This is a genomic window from Cupriavidus sp. FW305-F7, assembly GCF_058782875.1.
Genome location: NZ_JBYSYC010000016.1, coordinates 66,184 through 87,244, shown reverse-complemented (window position 1 = coordinate 87,244; position 21,061 = coordinate 66,184). Strand labels below are relative to the sequence as shown.

18 protein-coding genes are annotated in these 21,061 nt (G+C 68.6%); 8 read left to right on the top strand and 10 right to left on the bottom strand.

What is annotated here, in order from left to right:
* Window positions 1–64: 64 nt before the first annotated feature.
* On the bottom strand, window positions 65–1,861 hold the full coding sequence (locus AC3WL8_RS16945; RefSeq protein WP_153954333.1) for an acyl-CoA dehydrogenase family protein: 1,797 nt from the start codon (window positions 1,859–1,861) through the stop codon (window positions 65–67).
* A 120-nt stretch (window positions 1,862–1,981) separates the two neighbouring features.
* Here AC3WL8_RS16945 and AC3WL8_RS16940 point away from each other — a divergent pair, with 120 nt between their 5' ends.
* From AC3WL8_RS16940 to AC3WL8_RS16925, 4 genes are all read left to right on the top strand, one after another.
* Window positions 1,982–2,902: a LysR family transcriptional regulator gene (locus tag AC3WL8_RS16940; protein WP_013951793.1), complete on the top strand. Its 921-nt coding sequence runs from the start codon at window positions 1,982–1,984 to the stop codon at window positions 2,900–2,902.
* Window positions 2,903–3,375: 473 nt separating this feature from the next.
* On the top strand, window positions 3,376–3,690 hold the full coding sequence (locus tag AC3WL8_RS16935) for a FeoA family protein (RefSeq protein WP_041228503.1): 315 nt from the start codon (window positions 3,376–3,378) through the stop codon (window positions 3,688–3,690).
* A 15-nt stretch (window positions 3,691–3,705) separates the two neighbouring features.
* Entirely contained in the window at window positions 3,706–5,562 is a 1,857-nt protein-coding gene (gene feoB / locus AC3WL8_RS16930) for a ferrous iron transport protein B (protein ID WP_013951791.1), read from the top strand.
* Window positions 5,563–5,576: 14 nt separating this feature from the next.
* On the top strand, window positions 5,577–5,894 hold the full coding sequence (locus AC3WL8_RS16925) for a DUF6587 family protein (RefSeq protein ID WP_013951790.1): 318 nt from the start codon (window positions 5,577–5,579) through the stop codon (window positions 5,892–5,894).
* Between the two features lie 389 nt (window positions 5,895–6,283).
* Here AC3WL8_RS16925 and AC3WL8_RS16920 read toward each other — a convergent pair whose 3' ends face one another.
* On the bottom strand, window positions 6,284–7,642 hold the full coding sequence (locus AC3WL8_RS16920; RefSeq protein WP_492378473.1) for a hypothetical protein: 1,359 nt from the start codon (window positions 7,640–7,642) through the stop codon (window positions 6,284–6,286).
* Window positions 7,643–8,236: 594 nt separating this feature from the next.
* Between AC3WL8_RS16920 and leuA the strand changes: the two genes are divergently transcribed.
* Window positions 8,237–9,934, top strand: coding sequence for a 2-isopropylmalate synthase (gene leuA / locus AC3WL8_RS16915; protein ID WP_013951788.1), 1,698 nt, complete (start codon window positions 8,237–8,239; stop codon window positions 9,932–9,934).
* 343 nt (window positions 9,935–10,277) lie between these two features.
* Window positions 10,278–10,922, top strand: a complete 645-nt coding sequence (locus tag AC3WL8_RS16910) for an OmpW/AlkL family protein (RefSeq protein WP_492378472.1) — start codon at window positions 10,278–10,280, stop codon at window positions 10,920–10,922.
* A 77-nt stretch (window positions 10,923–10,999) separates the two neighbouring features.
* Here AC3WL8_RS16910 and AC3WL8_RS16905 read toward each other — a convergent pair whose 3' ends face one another.
* Window positions 11,000–12,487, bottom strand: coding sequence for an AMP nucleosidase (locus AC3WL8_RS16905; RefSeq protein ID WP_011616336.1), 1,488 nt, complete (start codon window positions 12,485–12,487; stop codon window positions 11,000–11,002).
* 187 nt (window positions 12,488–12,674) lie between these two features.
* On the opposite strand from AC3WL8_RS16905, the gene AC3WL8_RS16900 reads away from it, so the two are divergent.
* Window positions 12,675–13,064 (top strand): GNAT family N-acetyltransferase, encoded by a 390-nt coding sequence (locus tag AC3WL8_RS16900; protein WP_010814084.1) that lies wholly within the window; start codon window positions 12,675–12,677, stop codon window positions 13,062–13,064.
* A gap of 25 nt (window positions 13,065–13,089) precedes the next feature.
* Here the strand turns inward: AC3WL8_RS16900 and AC3WL8_RS16895 are convergent, their stop codons facing one another.
* From AC3WL8_RS16895 to AC3WL8_RS16875, 5 genes are all read right to left on the bottom strand, one after another.
* A complete protein-coding gene (locus AC3WL8_RS16895) occupies window positions 13,090–13,854 on the bottom strand; it encodes an NADPH-dependent F420 reductase (protein ID WP_013951786.1) in 765 nt (254 codons plus the stop codon).
* 97 nt (window positions 13,855–13,951) lie between these two features.
* Entirely contained in the window at window positions 13,952–14,998 is a 1,047-nt protein-coding gene (locus AC3WL8_RS16890) for an MBL fold metallo-hydrolase (protein ID WP_041228502.1), read from the bottom strand.
* Between the two features lie 186 nt (window positions 14,999–15,184).
* A complete protein-coding gene (locus tag AC3WL8_RS16885) occupies window positions 15,185–16,150 on the bottom strand; it encodes a Bug family tripartite tricarboxylate transporter substrate binding protein (protein ID WP_153954329.1) in 966 nt (321 codons plus the stop codon).
* 42 nt (window positions 16,151–16,192) lie between these two features.
* Window positions 16,193–16,546 (bottom strand): AtuA-related protein, encoded by a 354-nt coding sequence (locus AC3WL8_RS16880; RefSeq protein ID WP_013951783.1) that lies wholly within the window; start codon window positions 16,544–16,546, stop codon window positions 16,193–16,195.
* A gap of 12 nt (window positions 16,547–16,558) precedes the next feature.
* A complete protein-coding gene (locus AC3WL8_RS16875) occupies window positions 16,559–17,920 on the bottom strand; it encodes an acyclic terpene utilization AtuA family protein (protein WP_013951782.1) in 1,362 nt (453 codons plus the stop codon).
* Window positions 17,921–18,034: 114 nt separating this feature from the next.
* Between AC3WL8_RS16875 and AC3WL8_RS16870 the strand changes: the two genes are divergently transcribed.
* The gene (locus AC3WL8_RS16870) at window positions 18,035–18,940 is read left to right on the top strand and encodes a LysR family transcriptional regulator (protein ID WP_492378471.1); all 906 of its coding nucleotides are present in this window, start codon (window positions 18,035–18,037) and stop codon (window positions 18,938–18,940) included.
* A 55-nt stretch (window positions 18,941–18,995) separates the two neighbouring features.
* Here AC3WL8_RS16870 and AC3WL8_RS16865 read toward each other — a convergent pair whose 3' ends face one another.
* The gene (locus AC3WL8_RS16865) at window positions 18,996–19,787 is read right to left on the bottom strand and encodes an SDR family oxidoreductase (protein WP_492378470.1); all 792 of its coding nucleotides are present in this window, start codon (window positions 19,785–19,787) and stop codon (window positions 18,996–18,998) included.
* Between the two features lie 35 nt (window positions 19,788–19,822).
* The gene (locus AC3WL8_RS16860) at window positions 19,823–20,959 is read right to left on the bottom strand and encodes an ABC transporter substrate-binding protein (protein ID WP_013951779.1); all 1,137 of its coding nucleotides are present in this window, start codon (window positions 20,957–20,959) and stop codon (window positions 19,823–19,825) included.
* Between the last annotated feature and the right edge of the window lie 102 nt (window positions 20,960–21,061).

Below are 21,061 nucleotides of genomic sequence, written 5' to 3'. Positions count from 1 at the left end.
ATAGGACGTCTCCCGCTGGTGGCGGGATGGTGTTGCGGGGAATGGTTGCCGGACGTGGATCCGGTCAGAACACGTTGACCTGGTCGACCGCGCCAGCGGCATGCACGGTGCCGTCAGCCGGCGCGACGGTCTCGGCCAGCCACTCGGGCTCGGCCTGCGCTGCAAGCGGATCCTGCGGCAGCACGCGATGGCGCAGCACCAGCTGCGCCAGCCGCATGCGGCGCACCGAGCCGATACGCCCGGCCTCCCAGGCCATCGCCACCGCGCTGGTGACGTGGTACAGCGCCGAAGCCGCCTGGCGCGCCAGCAGTTCGCCGTCGGCGCCGGCCTCAGCGGCTTGCGCGGCCAGCTTCGCCGCTGCGGCGATGGCGCCTTCGAACACGGCACGCGCCGCCGCATGCATCGGCGTATCGGCCAGCAGGCCGGCCAGGTGTGCCTGCAGCACCGGCAGCGCGCCTTCACGGCGGACCGCGCGCAGCACGTCAAGCGCGACGATATTGCTGGTGCCTTCCCAGATCGAGCCGAGATGGGCATCGCGCACCAGGCGCGGATCGCTCCATTCCTCGATATAGCCGCAGCCGCCGCGGATCTCCATGGCGTCGCCGGTGACCTTGCGCGCGTCGCGGCAGGCGCGGAACTTGATCAGCGGCGTCAGGATGCGCATCAGCGGGTAGGCGTCGGCCTCGCCGGCATCGGCGCGGCGCAGTGCTTCGGCGGTCTGGAACACCATGGTGCGCGCCTGCTCGGTGGGCAGGGTCAGCTTGAGCAGCTGGCGGCGCATCAGCGGCATGTCCTGCAGGCGCTTGCCGAAGGCCTGGCGCTCGCGCGCGATGAACAGGCCCTCGGTCAGCGCGCGGCGCATCAGGCCGGCGGCGCGCACGCCGTTGGACAGGCGCGAGTTATTGATCATGTCAGCCATCTGCACGAAGCCGCGGCCGGGTTCGCCGACCAGCCAGGCATGCGCGCCTTCCAGCCGGATCTCGCCGCTGGCCATCGAGCGCGTGCCCAGCTTGTCCTTCAGGCGGATGATGCGGTAGTGGTTGTCGCTGCCATCGGCCAGCTTGCGCGGCAGCAGGAACAGCGACACGCCCTTGTGGCCCGGCACGGCGTTGCCGGCCTCATCCTCCACGCGGGCCAGCACCATCGCCAGCGTGGCATCGGGGTTGGAGCAGAACCACTTGTCGCCCTGCAGGCGCCAGCCGCCCTCGGCCGAAGCGTCGCGCACCGCGCGGGTGGCGGTGGCGGCGACGTCGGAGCCGGCACCCTGCTCGGTCATGAACATCGCGCCCTGGTAGAGATCGTCAAAGACCTGGGTGGTCAGGTTGGGCAGGAAGCGCTCGACCAGCGCCGGGTCGCCGAACTTGCGCAGCGTGCGCGTCAGCGAATCGGTCATCGACAGCGGGCAGCACAGGCCGAACTCGGCTTGCACAAACAGATATGTGAGTGCGTACTTAGCTGCTGGCGGCATGGGCTTGTCCCAGCCCAGCACGCCGCCGCGGTGCGACGCCGCCGCGAGGCCAAATTCGGCAAAGGCCACGCGCTCCATCTCCACATAGGCCGGATGCTTGTCGATGCGCTGCGCATCGACGCCCGCGCGGGTGCGGTAGGTCAGTTCGGGGGGATGGCGGTCGGCCACGCCGGCCAGTTCGTCGAGCACGCCGCCGGCCAGCGCACCCATGCGCTCCAGGTGCGGCAGCAGGTGGTTGAACAGGTCGGGCGGCAGGTAGAGCGGCAGCAGCGCGCGCAGGTCCGGGTCGGCGGCAAACAGGCTGCCGCCCTGGCGGTCGGGTACCGGGTGGGCAGCGGCCGGTGCGGTGGAGTGGGCTTGAAGTGTGGTGTCGCGCACGGCGCTGGACGGCATGGCTGGTCTCCTGGAATTGGCTGGTGCCGGCTTGCGGCCCCTTTGGCCTCCATTATTGGAACCCCAAAGATTCGCGTCTAATTCTAAAATTGGCTTGATCCATATAATTTCTGTATCGCCATGGAATTCCGCCACCTGCGTTACTTCCTCGTGCTGGCCGAGGAACTGCACTTCGGCCGGGCCGCGCGCCGGCTTGCCATTTCCCAGCCGCCGCTGTCGCTCAATATCCAGCAGCTGGAGGCCTCGGTCGGGGCCCGGCTGTTCGACCGCGACAGCCGCGGGGTGCGACTGACCGCGGCCGGGCGGGCCTTCCGCGAATCGGCCATGGCGCTGCTGGCGCAGGCCGAGGCGGCGCGGGTGCTGGCACGCGAGATCGAAGCGGGCGCAGTCGGGCGGCTGCGGGTGGGCTTTGTCGGCTCGATGCTGTATCGCGGGCTGCCGCAGACGCTGCGCGGGTTCCAGGCGGCCTATCCCGGCATTCAGGTGGCGCTGACCGAGCTCAACTCACAGGAGCAGATCGACGCGCTGCTGCACGACGAGCTCGACGCCGCCTTTATCCACACCGGCCGCGTGCCGGACACGCTGCAGGCGACGCTGGTGCACAGCGAACCGTTTGTCTGCTGCCTGCCGGCCGACCATGCGCTGGCCGCGCTCCCGGAGTTGCCGCTGGCGGCATTGCGCGGCGAGCCGTTCGTGCTGTTCTCGCGCAAGGCCTCGCCGGACTACTACAGCCGCATCTTCGACATGTGCGCGGCGCAGGGCTTCTATCCGCAGATCCGGCATGAAGTCCGGCACTGGCTGTCGGTGGTGTCGCTGGTGTCGCAGGGGATGGGCGTGGCGGTGGTGCCCGCGGCGCTGGCGCGCTCCGGCATGGCCGGAGCCGCGTTCCGGCCGCTGGCAGACGCGGCGGTGCGCTCGGAGGTCTACTGCGCGTGGAAGACGGCGCCGGACCATCCTGCGCGCGATCACTTTGTCGGCATGGTGCGGGAGATGACAGCCGCCGCGCAGGGCAGCCACAAAGAAAAAGCCACCGGCCGATAGACCGATGGCTTGTGAAGTACGCGTGGAACGGGGTGTTCAGCGTGCTTGGAGCTTAACCCTGCCCGCTTACGGCATCCAATAACGCAAATGTAGTAATTGATCGGCGCTACATGAAGCTGGTTGCATTCGGCTTCGCAAAGCCGAACTGCGCTGCATCGGGTTGAATTCATGCGCGGCGTTCTACACTTCAGCCGGGCCGCCCGCGGCCCCGCTCGCGCGGGGATGACGGTAGGCGAAAGAAACGTTACCTGGGCAGCATTACCCGCCCGCGCACCCCCCGTCACCCCCATCCCGAGCGGTTATCATTTGCCTCCTGCGGCGCAATGACGCGGCAGCAGGCCGGCGTGCCCCGCCCTTTGAGGGGGCAACGTCATGCCTAATTTGCGATACAATGAAAACGATTTTCATTTACACACCCCGGCGTGGTCGCGCTGGCCGCTTGGCGGCAGACCGCGCCACGGACTGGAAGCATGATGCGGTTGTCTGAACTTCCACGGCGCACGCCCGCCGTTGTGCAATCGGTGGACGACGCCACCCCGGGAGACCCGGTCGCGCGCCGCCTGCGCGAACTGGGCTTCGTCCCCGGTGAAGCCGTGCAGATCATCGCCTACGGCCCCTTCGGCATGGACCCGCTGGTGGCGCAGGTAGGCTTCACCCGCTTTGCGCTGCGCCGCTCGGAAGCGTCGCGCATCGGCGTAGAGGTCGCCAGCGCCTCGGTCACCAGCATCGCCCCCGCCACGCAGGGCGGCGACCAGACCGCCAAACCGTCCGCAAAACGGACTGCCTGAGCCTTCCCCCGGATTATGTCTGCAGCTCCTTCCACTTCTGCCCTGCGCATTGCGCTGGTCGGCAATCCCAATTGCGGCAAGACCGCACTGTTCAACCGCCTGACCGGCAGCCGCCAGAAGGTGGCCAACTATGCGGGCGTGACCGTCGAGCGCAAGGAAGGCTACTTCGTGTCGCCGGCCGGGCGCCAGGTGCGCATCCTGGATCTGCCGGGCGCCTACAGCCTGCACGCGGCCAGCCTCGATGAAGCCATAACGCGCGATGTCTGCCTGGGCATGCGCGCCGGCGAGCAGCGCCCGGACCTGCTGGTGTCGGTGGTCGATGCGACCAACCTGCGCCTGCACCTGCGCTTCGTGCTGGAACTGCGCCGCCTGGGCCTGCCCATGGTGGTGGTGCTCAATATGAGCGACGCCGCCGCGCGGCGCGGCATCCGGATCGACCGCGACAAGCTGTCGGCCGCGCTCGGCGTACCGGTGGTCAGCACCGTGGCGGTGAAGCACGACGGTGCCGCGGCGCTGGTCAGCCTGCTCGACGACACCCTGCCGCCGGCCCCGCCGGCCACGCCGGAACCCGCCAACGACATTGACGTGCATGCCGAGGTCAACCGCCTGCTGGCGGCCGCGGTGAGCATGCCGGCGCGCACCGCCGCGCTGGATGACCGCCTCGACCGCATCGTGCTGCATCCGGTGATCGGCCTGCTGCTGCTGGCGGTGCTGCTGTTCCTGATGTTCCAGGCCGTGTTCTCCTGGGCCCAGCCATTGATGGACGGCATCGAGGGCGGCGTGCACTGGGCCGGCGAGATGCTGGGTGCCCACCTGCCCGACGGCATGCTCAAGAGCCTGCTGGTCGACGGCCTGATCGCTGGCCTGGGCAGCGTAGTGGTGTTCCTGCCGCAGATCCTGATCCTGTTTCTGTTCATCCTGACGCTGGAGGAATCCGGCTACCTGCCGCGCGCGGCCTTCCTGCTGGACCGCCTGATGATGGGCGCGGGGCTGTCGGGGCGCTCGTTCATCCCGCTGCTGTCCAGCTTTGCCTGCGCCATCCCCGGCATCATGGCCACCCGCACCATCCAGGACCCGCGCGACCGGCTCACCACCATCCTGGTGGCGCCGCTGATGACCTGCTCGGCACGGCTGCCGGTGTATGCGCTGCTGATCGGCGCCTTCATCCCCGAACGCACCGTGATGGGCCTGTTCAACCTGCAGGGGCTGGTGCTGTTCGCGCTGTACGTGGCGGGCATCGTCAGCGCGCTGGTGGTGGCCTACGCGCTCAAGTTCTTCCGCCGCGACCGCACCGACCATCCGCTGCTGATGGAGCTGCCGTCGTACCGCATCCCCAATCCGCGCGACGTGGCCATCGGCCTGTGGGAGCGTGCCCGCATCTTCCTGTCGCGGGTGGGCAAGGTGATCCTGGCGCTGACGGTGCTGCTGTGGTTCCTGTCGACCTTCCCGTCCGCGCCCGTGGGCGCGACCGCGCCGGCCATCGACTACAGCTTTGCCGGCATGATCGGCCATGCGCTGCAGAAGGTGTTCGCACCGGTGGGCTTCAACTGGCAGATCTGCATCGCGCTCGTGCCGGGCCTGGCCGCGCGCGAGGTGGCCGTGGGTGCGCTGGCAACCGTCTATGCGCTGTCGGGCAGCGAAGAGGCCGTGGCCACGCAGCTGGCGCCGATGATCTCCGCGCAATGGTCGCTGGCCACCGCGCTGTCGCTGCTGGCCTGGTACGTGTTCGCACCGCAGTGCATCTCCACGCTGGCAGTGATCCGGCGCGAGACCGACTCGTGGAAGGTAATGGCGCTGTCGGCGGCCTACCTGACCGGGCTGGCTTACCTGGCGGCCTTCGTGACCTACCGCGTCGCGCTGATGTTCAGCTGAGGCACCACGCCGCCATGTCCCTCTACCACGCCATCGAAACGCTGCTGGTCCCGCTGATCGTGCTGGCGTGCGCGGTGCAGGTGATCGCGCGCTACGCGCCGCGCACGCGCGAGCGCGTCAAGGCGGCACTCGCCGCGCGCCTGGGCGGCAGCGCCGCCGCCGGCTGGCGCGCCCGGCTGGCGCGCTGGCTGGCCCCGCAGGCCGCCGCGGGCTGTGCCAGCGGCTGCGACGACGGCGGCTGCAATACCTGCGGATCCAACACCGCCAACACCACCTCCGGCGCGCAGGGCCAGACTGCCGAACAGGTGGTTCGCTTCGTGCGCAAGCGCTGAGCGGCGCGCTTTCCCCCTCTATATATCCACGCAGAAACGGGTACGCCCGCTGCTTCCGCCCGGCGCGGAAGCAGCGGTTTGCGCTCGCCTGTTGACGGCCTGGCGGAGAGAGAACCCGCCTGGAAAGGCTTGCGCCGTGGGCACGCAGAAACGGGTACGCTTTGCGCACTGGCTGGCCTGGCACGCATCTCGGGCACGTCCCGCAAAGGCAGGCCCAGCCTTGTCCGGACGCCTTTGTCGGCAGGCCCCGGCAGCGCCTGGAACGCTCGGCGCCAGTCACGCAGAAACGGGTACGCTTTGACGGCTTCCCTCCCGACGGCCGCTGGTGTGCCCCAAAACGAAACGCCCTCCGGATGGAGGGCGTTTCGTCAGGCGCGGGAACCTGCTGCTTACTTGACCGTACCGTAGAAGACCAGCTTCAGCGGCGTATTGTCGGCGGCCGCAGTGCAGGTCGCGGTAATGGTGAAGTCGCCAGCCGCGGTGCCGGCGGCGCGCACCTGGTTCGGCAGCATGACCATGCTTGGGCTCAGTGTCACCGGACCGGTCTTGTCCCAAGCCCAGTTGTTGCACGCGGTGTACTGCGCGTCATCACCCAGGTGCTTCATGCGTGCGGTCACCTCGACCGTCGTCGGCGGCATCAGCAGCAGCGTCATTGGATCCTGGTTGTCGCCAACCAGCGCCCAGACCGGGTTCTCGGTCACCGTCAGCGTGGCGCTGCGGCGCTCGCCCAGCCTGGTGCTGACTGCGGTCACCGTCAGGCTGCTCTGGACCGGGCCCTTGTCGCTGGCCAGGCTGGTGCTCACCGTGGCGTCATGCGTACCCGCCGCTTCCGATGCGGACAGCGTGGCCGAGGTCGCATTGTAGGTCCAGGCGCCGTCGAAGTCCGCGGTCACGTCCTGGCCATCGTGGCGCAGCACACGCGAGGTGAAGGTTTCCGGACGGTTGCTGAAGACCTGCAGCGCATTCACCTCGCGGCCGCCCTTGGTCGTCACCACGCGATAGGCGGCAGCGCCGTTCTTCTGCACCGTCACCGCGATCACCCCGGCAATGGCATGCCCGTCCGGCGCGGTCACCGACACCGAGACACTGGCCGTGGCCACGGCGGTGGGTGAGCTGTTGCTCGCCTTCAGCGTGGCGCTGTTCTGGCTGGCCGTGACCTGGACCGCGGTGCCGCTGCTGGACCATGCCCAGCTGTTGACGCTGGCGGACACATCGGCGCCATTGCTGTCGACCAGCGATACCTTGACCGGCAGCGTCTGCCCGTCGCTCATCGACAGGCTGCTGTTCGGGATCGACAGGCTGTAGCTCAGCGCCGAGGCCGGCACCACGGTGATGGTGGCGGATTGCGCGGGCAGCTGCACCGTGGTGTTGTCGGCGCCCTTGACGCTCGCCACCACCTGGACGGTGGTCGTCCCGGTTGCAATGCCCTTGACCACGGCGCTGCCCGGCGTGGTGGCACTCGGCTCCACGGTGGCAATGCCGCTGTCGGTACTGGTCCAGTTGAAGGTGGTGTTGCCGGACACGTCGATGCCGTTGCTGTCCACCGCCAGCGCGCTGATGGTGATCGTGCGGCCGACGCCGACCTCGCCGGAGGTCACGCTCATCTTCACCGTATAGGTCAGCGGCGTGGTGCCGCCTGCGTTTGGCGTGGTGGGCGTGCCCGAACCGCCGCCGCCACCGCCGCACGCTGCCAGCAGCAAGGTCATGGCAGCGCCTGCCAGCCAGGATGCCCACGTTCTCAGTCTCATGATGTTCCCCCCAGTCGTGTGTTTTTTCCCGCGCTACCAGCCTAGGCACAAAGGTGCCAGCGCAATACCGGCCAGAGGACTGAGGTGCGGCGCACAGAGCATGCGCGTGGTTCATCCTTTCAGCGCAGCGGCACCGCCATTCGGGCGAGGCAAATAAGACCGGCAGGGTTCCGCCCGCAAGCCGGACCCAGCCGTTTGGCGCAACCCGCGCATGGCAGTCCCCCGATCGGGCCACGCCCGCACCCGGCGCGCTCCCACGCTTGACCGGGGCCGGCCTTGTCGACTAACCTTTGCAGGCCATCCGGCGCCTGCCGGATGCGCACCAACCACGAGCGGCTCCCCGCCCTCCTCCTCCAGGCACGATGAACCGTTACACCAGCACACTCAGCCAGGCTGCCGATGCGTCCCGCATCGCTGCCCGCGCTCGCGTGCTGGCTGCCCAGGCATCGGGCCGCGCCCTGCGCGCTTCCTCGCTACTGCTAAGCCTATCGATCGGTTGCCGGGCCTAGTGCCCCGTGGCAGTTCGGCAGCCTTTCGCCACCCTTTTCCCGTTTTTCTTTTTTTTGCTTCCCTTAGCGAGGAAGGAGACCCCGTATGCTCAGCAATCCCGCCACCAAGTACCAGCCCGCCGCTACCGTCGACATCCCTGACCGCACCTGGCCCGGCCGCACCATCACGCGCGCACCGCGCTGGATGAGCACCGACCTGCGCGACGGCAACCAGGCCCTGATCGAGCCGATGAACCCGGCGCGCAAGCTGCGCTTCTTCGAGCAACTGGTGAAGATCGGCCTGAAGGAAATCGAAGTCGCATTCCCCGCCGCCTCGCAGACCGATTTCGACTTCGTGCGCATGCTGATCGAAGAGCAGCGCATCCCCGACGACGTCAACATCGTGGTGCTGACGCAATCGCGCGAAGACCTGATCCGCCGCACCGTCCAGTCCGTGCGCGGCGCAGCGCGGGCCACGGTGCACCTGTACAACCCGATCGCACCGGCCTGGCGGCGCATTGTCTTCAATGCCTCGCGTGAAGAGATCAAGGAAGTCGCGGTCTCGGGCACGCGCCTGATCAAGGCGCTGACCGATGCCATGCCCGGGACGGCATGGACCTATGAGTATTCACCCGAGACTTTCAGCCTGGCCGAGCTCGACTTCTCGCTGGAAGTCAGCGACGCCGTCTCTGCCGCCTGGCAGGCCGGCCCGGGCCGGCCGATGATCCTGAACCTGCCGACCACAGTCGAATGCAGCACGCCCAACGTGTTCGCCGACCAGATCGAATGGATGCACCGCCGCCTGGCACGGCGCGAACACATCGCGCTGTCAGTGCACCCGCACAACGACCGTGGCACCGCGGTGGCCGCCGCGGAACTGGCGCTGATGGCAGGCGCGGACCGCGTCGAAGGCTGCCTGTTCGGCAACGGCGAGCGCACCGGCAATGTCGACCTGGTGACGCTGGCGCTCAACCTCTATACGCAGGGCGTGGCGCCCGGACTGGACTTCTCCGATATCGACGCGGTGCGCCAGTGCGTGGAGCACTGCAACCAGCTGCCGGTGCATCCGCGCCACCCGTATGTGGGCGACCTGGTGTTCACCGCGTTCTCGGGCTCGCACCAGGATGCGATCCGCAAGGGCTTTGCGCAGCAGCAGCCGGACAGCATCTGGGAAGTGCCCTACCTGCCGATCGACCCGGCCGATCTCGGCCGCAGCTATGACGCAGTGATCCGCGTCAACAGCCAGTCCGGCAAGGGCGGCATGGCCTACCTGCTGGAGCAGGTGCATGGCATCTACATGCCGCGCCGCCTGCAGATCGAATTCAGCCGCGCAGTGCAGGCCATGACCGACGACACCGGGCTTGAGGCAAGTGCCGATGATCTTTATGGTTTGTTCCAACGCGAGTACCTCGCGCAGCAGACACCGCTGCGCTATGTATCGCACCAGCTGGTGTCTGACAGCGGCGGCGCCACGGAGATCGAAGTGCAGATGGTGCGCGACGGCAAGCAGCGCAGCGTGCGCGGCACCGGCAACGGGCCCATCGATGCCTTCGTCAATGCGCTGGACTTGCCGGTACGCGTGATGGACTACCACGAGCATGCAATGACCGCCGGCGCCGATGCGCGCGCGGCCTGCTATGTGGAAGTGCGCGTGGGCGATTCGCCGACAGGGTTCGGCGCCGGCATCGACGCCAATCTGGTCACGGCCTCGCTGCGCGCGGTGATCTCGGGCGTGAACCGGCACCTGCAGGCCGGCTTTGGCGTGGCGCAAGCCTCGCAGTCAGCAGAGGCCGCCGAGGCCTAACACCGCAAGCCGCCGCAAGAAAACCGGTGTGCCCCGCCCCCACGGGGCACACCCGGAAAGACGCCCTTGCGGACGCCCACGACATGCTCGGTGCCGATCCGCACACGCTGCTGGCGTGCTCGGATCTTTCGCACAGCGTAAGGGGCAGCATCGCACCGCGCCACGAATAATTCCGCATGTGTTTAGAAGCGTCGGCGCAACTGGGCACCGTGGCGCCTTCCTCGCTGTAGCGCCTGCGCGACCCAGCCAGCCCCGTTCCCCGCTACTTGTTTTGGGTCAAAGCCCAGCCCGGCCTGCTCGGCCAAACTGGATCCGGATTTGATACCAGACCAAGCAGAACCTCATGAAAACACTCTCTCTTCGCACCCGGGTCACCTGTTCCGCCATCGCCGCCTGCGCCATGCTGGGCGCCTTTGCCACCCCTGCCGCCGCCGCGGACGATGCCCAGGGCAACTGGATGGTGCGCCTGCGCGGCACCTATCTCGACATGGCCAAGAGCTCCGACCCCGTCGGCGGCATCGGCCCGTCGGACCGCATTACGGTCAACAACAAGTGGATTCCCGAGTTCGACGTCACCTACTTCTTCACGCCGAACATCGCCGCCGAACTGGTGCTGACCGTGCCGCAGAAGCAGAACGTCTACCTGGACGGCAACAAGGTCGGCACCTTCAAGCATCTGCCGCCGACGCTGCTGGTGCAGTACCACTTCATTCCCAACGGCACCTTCCGCCCGTATATCGGCGCGGGCCTGAACTTCACCCGCATCTGGGGCGAGAACATTGCCAACAACGCGCTGCAGCTCGATAGCTGGAGCGTCGGTCCCGCGCTGCAGATCGGCATGGACTACAAGCTGACCAAGAACTGGTTCCTGAACGCCGACATCAAGAAGATCTGGCTGTCGAGCGATGTGAAGGCCGGCGATGTCAAGGTGTCCAAGGTGAACCTGGATCCGTGGCTGTTCAGCATGGGTGTGGGGTATCGCTTCTGATCCTGCAGTGCCATGCAAAAGGCCGGCGCCAATCAGGCGCCGGCCTTTTGCTTTTCCGGATGAGCGAGGATGCGGACCTACCGGAACGCCGGCTCATCAAAGCTGCGCAGCTTGCGCGAATGCAGCTGCTCCACCCCGTTCTCACGCAGGATGCGGATCGCCTCCAGCCCGATGGTCATATGCTGGCTGACGCGCTGGCGATAGAAGGCGTTGGCCATGCCGCGCAGCTTGAGCTCGCCATGCAGCGGCTTGTCCGACACGCATAGCAACGTGCCATAGGGCACGCGCAGCCGGAAGCCATTGGCCGCCACCGCCGCGCTTTCCATATCGATGGCAATCGCGCGCGACTGGTTGAAGCGCGCATACAGCGACTTGGACTTCAGTTCCCAGTTGCGGTCATCGGTCGAGACCACCGTGCCGGTACGCATGCGGGTCTTCATCTCGTTGCCGGACAGCCCGGTCACGCGCGCCACGGCCTCCTGCAGGGCCACCTGGATCTCGGCGATCGGCGGCACCGGCACCCACGGCGGCAGGTCGTGGTCGAGCACGTGGTCGTCGCGCACATAGGCGTGCGCCAACACGTAGTCGCCCAGCTGCTGCGAGCGGCGCAGGCCGCCGCAGTGGCCCACCATCAGCCAGCAATGCGGGCGCAGCACGGCTAGGTGGTCGGTCATGGTCTTGGCGTTGGACGGGCCCACGCCGATATTGACCAGCGTCACCCCCAGCTTGTCTTCGCGCACCAGGTGATAGGCCGGCATCTGCGGCAGCGCGCGCGGGCGTGAGGCGTCGTCGGGTTCCGCGCCGCCCAGTTCCTGCATCACGTCGCCGGGCTCGACAAAGCGGGTGTAGCCGCCGCCGTCGCTGCTGGCCATCAGGCCCCGGCCCAGCTCGACAAACTCGTCGACATAGCGCTGGTAGTTGGTGAACAGCACGAAGCGCTGGAAATGCTGCGGTGCCGTGCCGGTGTAGTGGTACAGCCGCTGCAGGGCCAGGTCCACGCGCTCGGCCGGGAACAGCGACAGCGGCCAGGCCTCGCCCGGGATCGGCTCATAGGTGCCGTTGGCGATGCCGTCGTCGATGCGGCTCAGCTCGGGCAGCACGAACGATGCCTCCAGCTCGCGCGCCTGGGTGTAGCTGATGTCGGTGGTCGAAGCCTCGATCACGAACGGCAGCGGGATCGGGCGCCGGCTCAGCCCTACCACCACCGGCACGCGGTGATAGCGCATCAGCCGCTCGATCTGGTCGCGGTAGTAGTCCGCCAGCAGGTCGGGGCGGGTCACGGTGGTGCCATACACCCCCGGGTAGGCCACGGTGCCCCATGACGGCCGGCTGTCGGTGACCATGGTCTCGATGTTGACCGAGATGCCCAGGTACGGATAGCACGCATGCGCGGCCGAGGGCAGCGGCTTGCCGCTGGCGAAGGCGTCGAAGCGCGCGCGCACGGCGCCCACCGAAGCTTCGTAGATGTCGCGGATGCGCGCGATCGCCGCATCCGCGTCGGTGAACTCGGCAAGCTGGTCGGCCGGATGTGCGGAGGAAAAGACGGGGGCGTTCATGGAGGCCATGATACCGCGCCGGCGCGCTGGCGTGAGCAGCACCCGACCCCGCCGGAAGCCAAATTGACGCGCCCGCGCCCGCTCGCTACACTCCGCCAATTGCGCGGCACGGGTTCCCGTGCTGTTCTCGACTCGCGGCGCCCCTCGTGGCAAGGGGCGGCGAGGGGCCGTACACGCTTTACTGGGAGAGCCGCCGATGGAAATCCGTAACCTGTTGCCCGACGACATCGAGGCAGCCAGACAACTACTGATCGCCAACGGCTGGGCCCACCGGGTGGGCGGCCCGGAGAAATTCGCACGGCTGGTGGCCAACTCCCAACGCGTGGTCGTGGCGGTGGAGCACGGCGAGATCGTCGGTTTTGCCCGCGCGCTGTGCGACGACGTCTGCGACGGCTTCCTGTCGATGGTTGCCGTCGCGCCCAGCCACCGCCGGCGCGGCATCGGCCGCGCCCTGGTGCGGCACATCGTGGGCAACGACCCCGACATCACCTGGATGCTGCGCGCGGCGCGTTCCTCCGAAGCCGCATTCTTCGGCCAGCTCGGCTTCACGCCGTCGATGGTGGCAATGGAGCGGCGCCGGCCCTGATCCGCCAGCACCCCCGGGCGCAGCGTCAGCGTGCGCCCATCTTGCGCCGGAACTCCTCGGCCGTACCCACCTGCCGGAACAGCGGCCCGCCCGGTGCGAAGCGATCCGCGCTGGCCAGCGGCCCCACCACCACCGGTTCAAATCCCGCATCGCGCACCAGTTGCGCGGCCACGTCGAGCGCGGCCTTGTCGTCGCCGGCGATGGGCACCGCCACCAGGCCGCCCGCCCGGTGATGCTCGCTGGCAAACTGCGCCGCCCCCATGAAGTTGAAGGCCCGCACCACGCGCGCGCCGCGCAGGTAGCGCGCGGTGGTGATGCCGATGCCGTCACGCCTGGCCTCCTCGGTGATCGGGCCGTCGCGGTGCTCGTAGGCGTTGGTGGCATCAAGCACGATCTTGCCCCGCCAGGCCTCGGCATGGTCGCGGCTGAGCTGCGGCAGCGCGCCGTAGGGCGTGGCCAGGAACAGCACGTTAGAGAACGCAATGGCTTCGGCCACGGTGCCGGCGCGCGCCAGCGTACCCAATTCTTCGACCAGCGGCTTGAGTGCCTCCGGGTGCCGCGACGAGAACAGGACCGGGTGTCCGGCCTTGACCCACAGCCCGCCCACGGTGCCGCCGATGCGGCCCGAGCCGATCACGCCGATGCGCTGCGCGGCAGCCTCGCGGCCGGCCGCCGGGCCAGGCTGGGCGCACGCGGCGCGTGGCAGGGGCGCGGCCAGCACCAGGGCCGCGGCGCCGGCGCCAAGCCAGCGGCGGCGGGCAGGATCGAAGCGGGATGCCCTGGCGTTCATCGCAAATCCTCCGCAGTGGACACGACCATCCGTCCCGTACGTCATACGGGCCGCTGGGATGACTCTAGGCGAAAAAGCGACGGCCCGGCGTGGTCGGCTAGCGGTCGTTGCGGATCGGCCCGAATTCCGCCGGCACCCACGCATATCCGGCCACATCGCGGCGCACATGACCAAGGCCCGGGAAGGGCATATGCGCGCCCCCCACCCACAGCCGGCCCTTGGCGGCATCGGCCAGGATGCGCTGGCGCGTGATCACGGCCTGGTGGCTGTCCACGTCAAACTCGATCGCCACCTGCGGGCGGCGGAACTGCACCGCATGGCTGTGCACGATGTCGCCCCACAGCAGCAGGCTGTCCTTGCCCGAGGTGAACAGGTAGCCACTGTGGCCCGGAGTATGGCCATTGGCCGGCACCGCGCGCACACCGGGAACGGGCTCGACACCGGCGCCGCCGCTGAAGGGGCGGAAGCGCTGCGCCGCCTGGTACGGCGCGACCGCGGCGCGCGCCATGGCGAACAGGCCCTGCGCCTCCTTCGGCGCGGCGGCGGCATTGGCTTCGCTGAGCCAGTAGTCGGCATCGGCCTTGTCGACATAGACGGTTGCGTTCGGGAACGCCGCCTTGCCGTCCGTGGCCAGGCCGCAGGCGTGGTCGCCGTGCAGGTGGGTCAGCAGCACGGTGTCGATCTGTTCCGGCGCGTAGCCCGCCGCGCGCAGGTTTTCGCCGATGCGCCCGAGGGTGGGCCCGAAGCAGGCTGCCGCGCCCGTATCGACCAGCACCAGGTGGCTGCCGGTATGGATCAGGTAGGCGTTGACCGCGGTCTGCATGCCCGGCGTCGATTCGACGAACATCCGCGCCAGCAGGCTCTGCACCTCGCGCGCGCTGGTGTACTTGAGGATCTTCGGGTCCAGGTCGATGTAGCCGTCATAGAGCGCCGTGACCTCGAGCTGGCCGACCATCATGCGGTAGTAGCCCGGCACCTGGGTCTTCTGCTGGGCCGGCGGCGTGGTGGTCTGCGCAGTGGCAATGGCGGGAAGCACGGCGGCCCCGATGGTGACGGCGATGGCGGCACGCAATACGGCCTGGCGCAGCACCGGGCGACGGCCCGGACGTAAGGTTGCATGGCACACCACGGACTGCTGCTTCATATCCTGTTCCTGTTCTGGTTGGTGTTGTCGAGGAGTAGGCCGGAGCGGCAAGGCCGCGCTGCCAGGCATATCTTAGCCGGCCCTTGTCCATCAAGGCCGCAAGCACCAAAGCGTACCTACTTCTGCGTAAAAAACGGGGCCGTTTGGCCCCGTTTTCCATGCATGGGAGCTTGCGCTGCCCTGCGTTCACTCTGGCTGGATATTCGCCGCCTTGATGATGCGCCCCCACTTGCCGGACTCCTGCAACTGGAACTTCGCCAGCTCCGCGGGCGTGCTGGTGAACACCTCCGTGCCGGTCGACTTGTAGAAACCGGCCGCGGTATCGCCGCGCGCGGCCTTGACCATCATCGCATTGAGCTTCGCCACCACCGGCTGCGGCGTGCCGGCGGGCGCATAGGCCGCGAACCAGTAGCTCATCTCATAGCCCTTGACGCCGGCTTCGTCGATGGTCGGCACGTCCGGCGCCAGCGGCGAGCGCGTCTTGCCCGACACCCCCAGCGCGCGCAGCTTGCCGCTCTTGACCTGCGGCAGGCCGGTGGCCGTGTCGGTGATCATCATCTGGATCTGGTTGCCGAGCAGGTCGGTGATGGCCAGCGGGTTGCTCTTGTACGGCACGTGCAGCAACTCCACATGCGCCATCTGCTGGAACAGCTCGCCGGCAATGCGCGACGACGAGCTGCCGCTGCCGAAGCTGAGCTTGCCCGGCTGCTGTTTTGCCAGCGCGATGAACTCGCCCACGGTCTTGGCCGGCACCTGCGGGTTGACCACCATGATCTGGCCGCCGCGGCCCAGCGTGGTGATCGGCGCGTAGTCCTTGACCGGGTCGTAGGGCAGCTTCTTGAACAGGTGCTCGTTGGCCGCATGCGTGGTGTTGGTGCTGATCAGCACGGTGTAGCCGTCCGGCGCGGCCTTGGCCACGTCCGATGCGGCGATGAAGCCGTTGGCGCCCGGCTTGTTGTCGACCACCACGGTGGCCTTGCTGTCCACGGTGATGGCCTGGCCGATGGCGCGCGCCAGCTGGTCGGTGGCGCTGCCGGCCGCGAACGGCACCACGAAGCGGATCGGCTTGTCCGGGAACTCGGCCCAGGCCAGCCCCGCGGGCAGGATCAGCGCCAGCGCGGCAACGGCCAGTGGCTTGAGAAATGGGTACATCGTGGTCTCCTGTAGAACTTGTTGTCGGTGTGAAGCGATGGATCAGTGGCTATCCGCGGCGCCGGACGCGAGCCGCGGCGGCACAGGGATCTCAAGCTGCAGCAGTCGGAACGACAGTGCCTTGCCGTGCGTGTCGAGGTTGAGCGCGTCGTTGACGCCGCCATCGAGCACGCCGTCGAGGACGAAGTTCATCGCCTGCAGCGATGGCACCAGGTAGCGCGTGACGGACGTGGGCCGGCGCTCGCGGAACAGCGCGCGCACGGCGTCTTCGGTCACGTGCGTGACCAGGTGGTCGTAGTTGCGCGCGTCGTAGGCGATCACGCTGATGTTGGAACGGTTGCCCTTGTCGCCGGTGCGGCCGTGGGCGAACTGGTAGAGCGCAGCAGTGTCAGTCATGGTCGGACCTCCTCAGGCGATGAAACTATGCGTGGCCGTCACGGCCTCGCGCGGCACCAGGCACGACACGGCATTCAGGCGCGCGCGCTGCGCGGTGCGCACGCCGCCGCCGCCGGCCGGGCCGCAGGTATAGAGCGCATTGACCTCGCGCTGCAGGGCCTGCGCCACCGCCAGGTCGTCGTGCGCCAGCGCAGCGCGCAGGCGCACGTCCTGCGCCGCTTGCTCATGCGGCTGGCGCTGGGCGAACATCGCGCCGCCATCGTCGGCCAGCACGCTGAGCACGCCGATCAGGTCGAAGCGGATGGGCGCGTCATGGCCCAGCAGCTGCATGCGCCGGCACAGGATGTCGGCGGCCAGCCGCGCGCGGGCGGCGGCATTGGGGCCGGCGTACGAGATCTCGCCCTCGGCCAGCCAGCCGCCGTGGCTGAACACATTGGCCTTGAGCTGCGCCGGACGGGGATGGCCGCGCACATTGCGCACCGCCACCCGGTCCGGACCCAGCTGCGCCACGGTGACGGCGCCTATGTCGGCCACCACGTCCGGCGTCAGGTAGGCGGCCGGGTCGTGGACCTCATACAGCAGCTGCTCCTTGACCGTGCGCAGGTCCACGCAGCCGCCGGTATTGGCGGCCTTGAAGATCTCGATGCCGCCGTCGGCATCGAGCTGCGCGATCGGGAAGCCCAGTGCATGCACATCGGGTACGTCCTTCATGCCGGGATCGGCAAAGTAGCCGCCGGTGACCTGCGCCCCGCATTCCAGCAGGTGGCCGGCCATGGTGGCGGCGGCCAGGCGGTCCCAGTCATCCCATGACCAGCCGAAGTGCGCCATCGCCGGCCCCACGGCCAGCGCCGGATCGGCCACCCGCCCGCACACCACCACCTGGGCATCGGCAGCGATCGCCTCGGCGATGCCTTGCGCGCCGATATAGGCATTGGCGCAGACGAAGCGATCGGCCTCAAAGGCATCGCCAAGAATGCCGTGCAAGCGCGCGCGCCCCGCATCGTCGGACAGGTCATCGCCCTCAACGACTGCAACGCGCGGCGCGGGCAGGCCCAGTTCCTGCGCCAGCTGCAGCACGCGCCGCGCCGCAGCGCGCGGGTTGGCGGCTCCGAAATTGCCGACGATGGGAATGCGGTGTTGCAGGCACAGGCCCAGCACCGGCACCAGCAGCGCATCGAGCAGCGGCTCGTAGCCCTGCGCGGGATCGTTGCGCCGCGCCAGCTGCGCCAGCGCCAGCGTGCGTTCAGCCAGGGTCTCGAAGATCAGCGCGGCCGGCTGGCCGCAGGCAATCAGCGTGCGCACCACCGGCAGCGCGGCATCGGTGCGGTCGCCGGAGAAGCCGGCGCCGGAGCCGATCAGCAAGGGAGCAGTCATGGTGGGGGCAGGTTGTTGGTGGACTCGATCCCATTCTAGAGCGGGGACGTCCAGCCAAAAAACGGATTATTTGGATTAATCTATCGACTTGCTGGATAAATCCGCCAGGGCCCCATGAACCTCTCGGTCAAGCACCTGCGCGCCTTCGTGGCGCTGGCCACCTACCGCAATTTCACGCGCGCGGCGCGTGCCTGCCACCTGTCGCAGTCGGCCTTCAGCGCGCTGGTGCAGACGCTGGAGGAACAGGCCGGCAGCCGGCTGTTCGAACGCACCACGCGGCACGTGGAACTGAGCAGCGACGGCGTGCGCTTCGAGCAGACCGCGCGCCGGCTGCTGGCCGATTTCGAAACCGCGTTCGAGGACCTGCGCGCGCACGCCGAGCGGCGCAAGGGGCGCGTGTCGATCGCGGCGCTGCCGTCGCTGGCCGCCGGCGACTTGCCGCCGTTGCTGGCGCAGTTCCGCGCGCTTTATCCGGGCATCCTGCTGGAGCTGTTCGACCAGCTCGCCGACGGCTGCATCGAACTGGTCCGCCAGGGCCGCGCCGACTTTGCGCTGGCCCCGGCGCCGGCCCAGGACGACGACCTGCGCGTGGAGCCGCTGGTGCGCGACACCTTCCACCTGGTGTGCCCGGCGGACCACCCACTGGCACGCAAGCGCCGCATCACGCCGGAGATGCTGGCGGGCCTGCCGTTTATCCAGCTGTCGCGCACGACCAGCGTGCGCCAGCACCTGGACGCCGCGCTGCATCCGTTGCGCCTGACCAGCGTGATGGAGGTGGAGCACCTGGCGACGGTGGCGGCGCTGGTGCAGGCGGGGCTGGGCGTGAGCGCGGTGCCGTCGCTGGCGCTGTTTCAGTTCCGGCGCGAGGGGCTGGCGATCCGGCCGCTGCAGCTGCCGTCGCTGGTGCGCGATATTTGCCTGGTGCGGCTCAAGGACCGCGGCGACTCGGCCGCGGCAGCCGCGATGATCGACTGCCTGCAGGCGTTCTACCGCGGCGGCAAGCCGCCCGCGCGGCGCTGAAAACCCGGCAAAAGCGGCACGCAGAATTGGGTACGCTTTGCTGCCGGCGGCGCCCTCAGAAGTGCCCGAGATAGCCGCCGTCGACGGCCAGCACCTGCCCGGTGACATAGGATGCGGCCGGCGACGCCAGGAATACCACCGCCCCCGCCACTTCCTCTGGCTGGCCCCAGCGGCCCAGCGAGGTGCGCTGGCGCAGCCACTCGGCCACGCCCTCGTCCTCGACCATGGCCTGGTTGGGCTCGGTGGCGAAGTAGCCCGGGGCGATCGCGTTGACGGTGACGCCGTGCCGCCCCAGGTCGGCCGCCATGGCGCGCGTGAGCGCGTCCAGGGCGCCCTTGGTGGCAGGGTAGAGCACGTCGCCGGCGCGCGCGACCTGGCCCGCGATCGAGCTCACATTGACGATGCGCCCGTAGTCGCCACGGCGCATGCGCTGCGCGGCGAGCCGGCACAGCGCGTAGGGCGCCACCAGGTTGGTCTCGAGCATGGCGCGCAGGTCGCCGGCATCGAGCTGCGCCATGGTGCTGCGGTTGCGCGCGCCGGCGTTGTTGACGAGGATGTCGAGCCGGCCATAGGCGGCGTCGATGCGGTCGAACGCGGCCGCCACGGCGGCTTCATCGGTGATATCGAGCACCAGCGCCTCGGCGCTGCCGCCGCGCGCGGCCAGCGCCGCGACGGCCGCTTGCACGCGCTGCGCATTGCGCGCCACCACCAGCACATGGGCACCGGCATCGGCCAGCCCGGCGGCAATCGCCAGGCCCAGGCCCTGCGCGCCGCCGGTCACCAGCGCCACGCGGCCGTGCAGCGAGAACGGGGTACGAGAATCGGGGGAGGGGGTAGGAGTAGCCATGCGGGGACTATACCGCAGCCCCCTGCCCGCGGGATTCAGCGGATCAGCTTGCCGGTGGACGAGACGATCGACATTTCCACGAACGACGAGCCGGTATGGCGCTCGGCGCTGTAGCTGATCAGGATGCCGCCAAGGTCGTAGTCGCGCATGCCTTCCAGCGCCGTGACCAGGCGCTCGCGCGTCAGGTCGGGGCCGGCGCGGCGCAGCCCTTCGACCAGCACCTTGGCCGACATGAAACCCTCCATGCCGGCGTTCGACGGCTCCACGCCCTGCTGCTTGGCCAGGCTGCGGTATTCGCTGGCCAGCGTCATCTGGCTGGAGTTGGTGCCCGGCACCACCTGCGTGATGATCAGCCCGCGCGCATCGGCGCCCAGTTCACGGATAAAGGAATCGGCCGCGTTGTTGGACAGCGTGACGAACTGTGCCTCGCTGCCGGCGCGGCGCAGCTCGCGGATGATGCGCGCCGCCTCCGAGCCCGAGCCGATCACCAATACCGCCTGCGGGTTGGCCTTGTTCATGGCGGCCACGCTCTGGGTGATATCGCCCATGGGCCGGGCAAAGCTTGCCGTCGCCGCCGGCTGCACGCCGCGCGCCTGCAGCGCGGCACTGTAGCCTTCCAGCACGTCCCGGCCAAAGCCGTCGTTGGCGTAGAAGATGCCGATGCGGCTCATGCCCGATGTGGCCAGGTGGTTGATCGCACGCGCCACCTCGTCCTGGTACTTGGCGCGCACGTTGAACACGTAGCGGTTCACCGGCCGGTGCAGCGTGATGGCGCCGGTCAGCGGCGCCACCAGCGGCACCTTCTGCGCGGCGATGATGGGCAGGATGCTTTCGTTCTGCGGCGTGCCGCGCACCATGAAGAGCGCGAACACCTTGTCCTCGTCGATCAGCTTGCGCACATTGTCGGGCGTGCGCTTGGCATCGAAGCCGTCATCGTGGGTCACCAGCTCGATGCGCCGCCCGGCCACGCCGCCGCTGGCGTTGATGGTGCGCAGGTACACCTGCGCGCCGGCGATCTGCTCCTTGACCGAACCGGCCACCGGACCGGTGATGCCGGCCGACTGGCCGATGCGGATGGTATTGCGGGTCACGCCCGTTTCCGCCAGGGCCGTCTGCGCGGCCCATCCCAGCGTGGCGGCCAGCATGCCGCACGCGATCCATTTCGCTTTCATTGTCTCGACCCCCTGCGCCTGTCCGGCTGACTTCATCGTTTTATTGCGGCACGGCATGCACGGCCGTGTGCCGTCACGCAAGTTACCGCATGCGTCTCATGG

Excerpts from the sequence above, each read along its gene's own strand:
- AC3WL8_RS16920 (WP_492378473.1), bottom strand. The coding sequence starts at position 7,642 with ATGAGACTGAGAACGTGGGCATCCTGGCTGGCAGGCGCTGCCATGACC.
- AC3WL8_RS16875 (WP_013951782.1), bottom strand. The coding sequence starts at position 17,920 with ATGACTGCTCCCTTGCTGATCGGCTCCGGCGCCGGCTTCTCCGGCGAC.
- AC3WL8_RS16865 (WP_492378470.1), bottom strand. The coding sequence starts at position 19,787 with ATGGCTACTCCTACCCCCTCCCCCGATTCTCGTACCCCGTTCTCGCTG.
- AC3WL8_RS16890 (WP_041228502.1), bottom strand. The coding sequence starts at position 14,998 with ATGAAGCAGCAGTCCGTGGTGTGCCATGCAACCTTACGTCCGGGCCGT.
- AC3WL8_RS16905 (WP_011616336.1), bottom strand. The coding sequence starts at position 12,487 with ATGGCCTCCATGAACGCCCCCGTCTTTTCCTCCGCACATCCGGCCGAC.
- AC3WL8_RS16935 (WP_041228503.1), top strand. The coding sequence starts at position 3,376 with ATGCGGTTGTCTGAACTTCCACGGCGCACGCCCGCCGTTGTGCAATCG.
- AC3WL8_RS16870 (WP_492378471.1), top strand. The coding sequence starts at position 18,035 with ATGAACCTCTCGGTCAAGCACCTGCGCGCCTTCGTGGCGCTGGCCACC.
- leuA (WP_013951788.1), top strand. The coding sequence starts at position 8,237 with ATGCTCAGCAATCCCGCCACCAAGTACCAGCCCGCCGCTACCGTCGAC.
- AC3WL8_RS16945 (WP_153954333.1), bottom strand. The coding sequence starts at position 1,861 with ATGCCGTCCAGCGCCGTGCGCGACACCACACTTCAAGCCCACTCCACC.
- AC3WL8_RS16940 (WP_013951793.1), top strand. The coding sequence starts at position 1,982 with ATGGAATTCCGCCACCTGCGTTACTTCCTCGTGCTGGCCGAGGAACTG.
- AC3WL8_RS16925 (WP_013951790.1), top strand. The coding sequence starts at position 5,577 with ATGTCCCTCTACCACGCCATCGAAACGCTGCTGGTCCCGCTGATCGTG.
- AC3WL8_RS16860 (WP_013951779.1), bottom strand. The coding sequence starts at position 20,959 with ATGAAAGCGAAATGGATCGCGTGCGGCATGCTGGCCGCCACGCTGGGA.
- feoB (WP_013951791.1), top strand. The coding sequence starts at position 3,706 with ATGTCTGCAGCTCCTTCCACTTCTGCCCTGCGCATTGCGCTGGTCGGC.
- AC3WL8_RS16880 (WP_013951783.1), bottom strand. The coding sequence starts at position 16,546 with ATGACTGACACTGCTGCGCTCTACCAGTTCGCCCACGGCCGCACCGGC.
- AC3WL8_RS16910 (WP_492378472.1), top strand. The coding sequence starts at position 10,278 with ATGAAAACACTCTCTCTTCGCACCCGGGTCACCTGTTCCGCCATCGCC.
- AC3WL8_RS16900 (WP_010814084.1), top strand. The coding sequence starts at position 12,675 with ATGGAAATCCGTAACCTGTTGCCCGACGACATCGAGGCAGCCAGACAA.
- AC3WL8_RS16895 (WP_013951786.1), bottom strand. The coding sequence starts at position 13,854 with ATGAACGCCAGGGCATCCCGCTTCGATCCTGCCCGCCGCCGCTGGCTT.
- AC3WL8_RS16885 (WP_153954329.1), bottom strand. The coding sequence starts at position 16,150 with ATGTACCCATTTCTCAAGCCACTGGCCGTTGCCGCGCTGGCGCTGATC.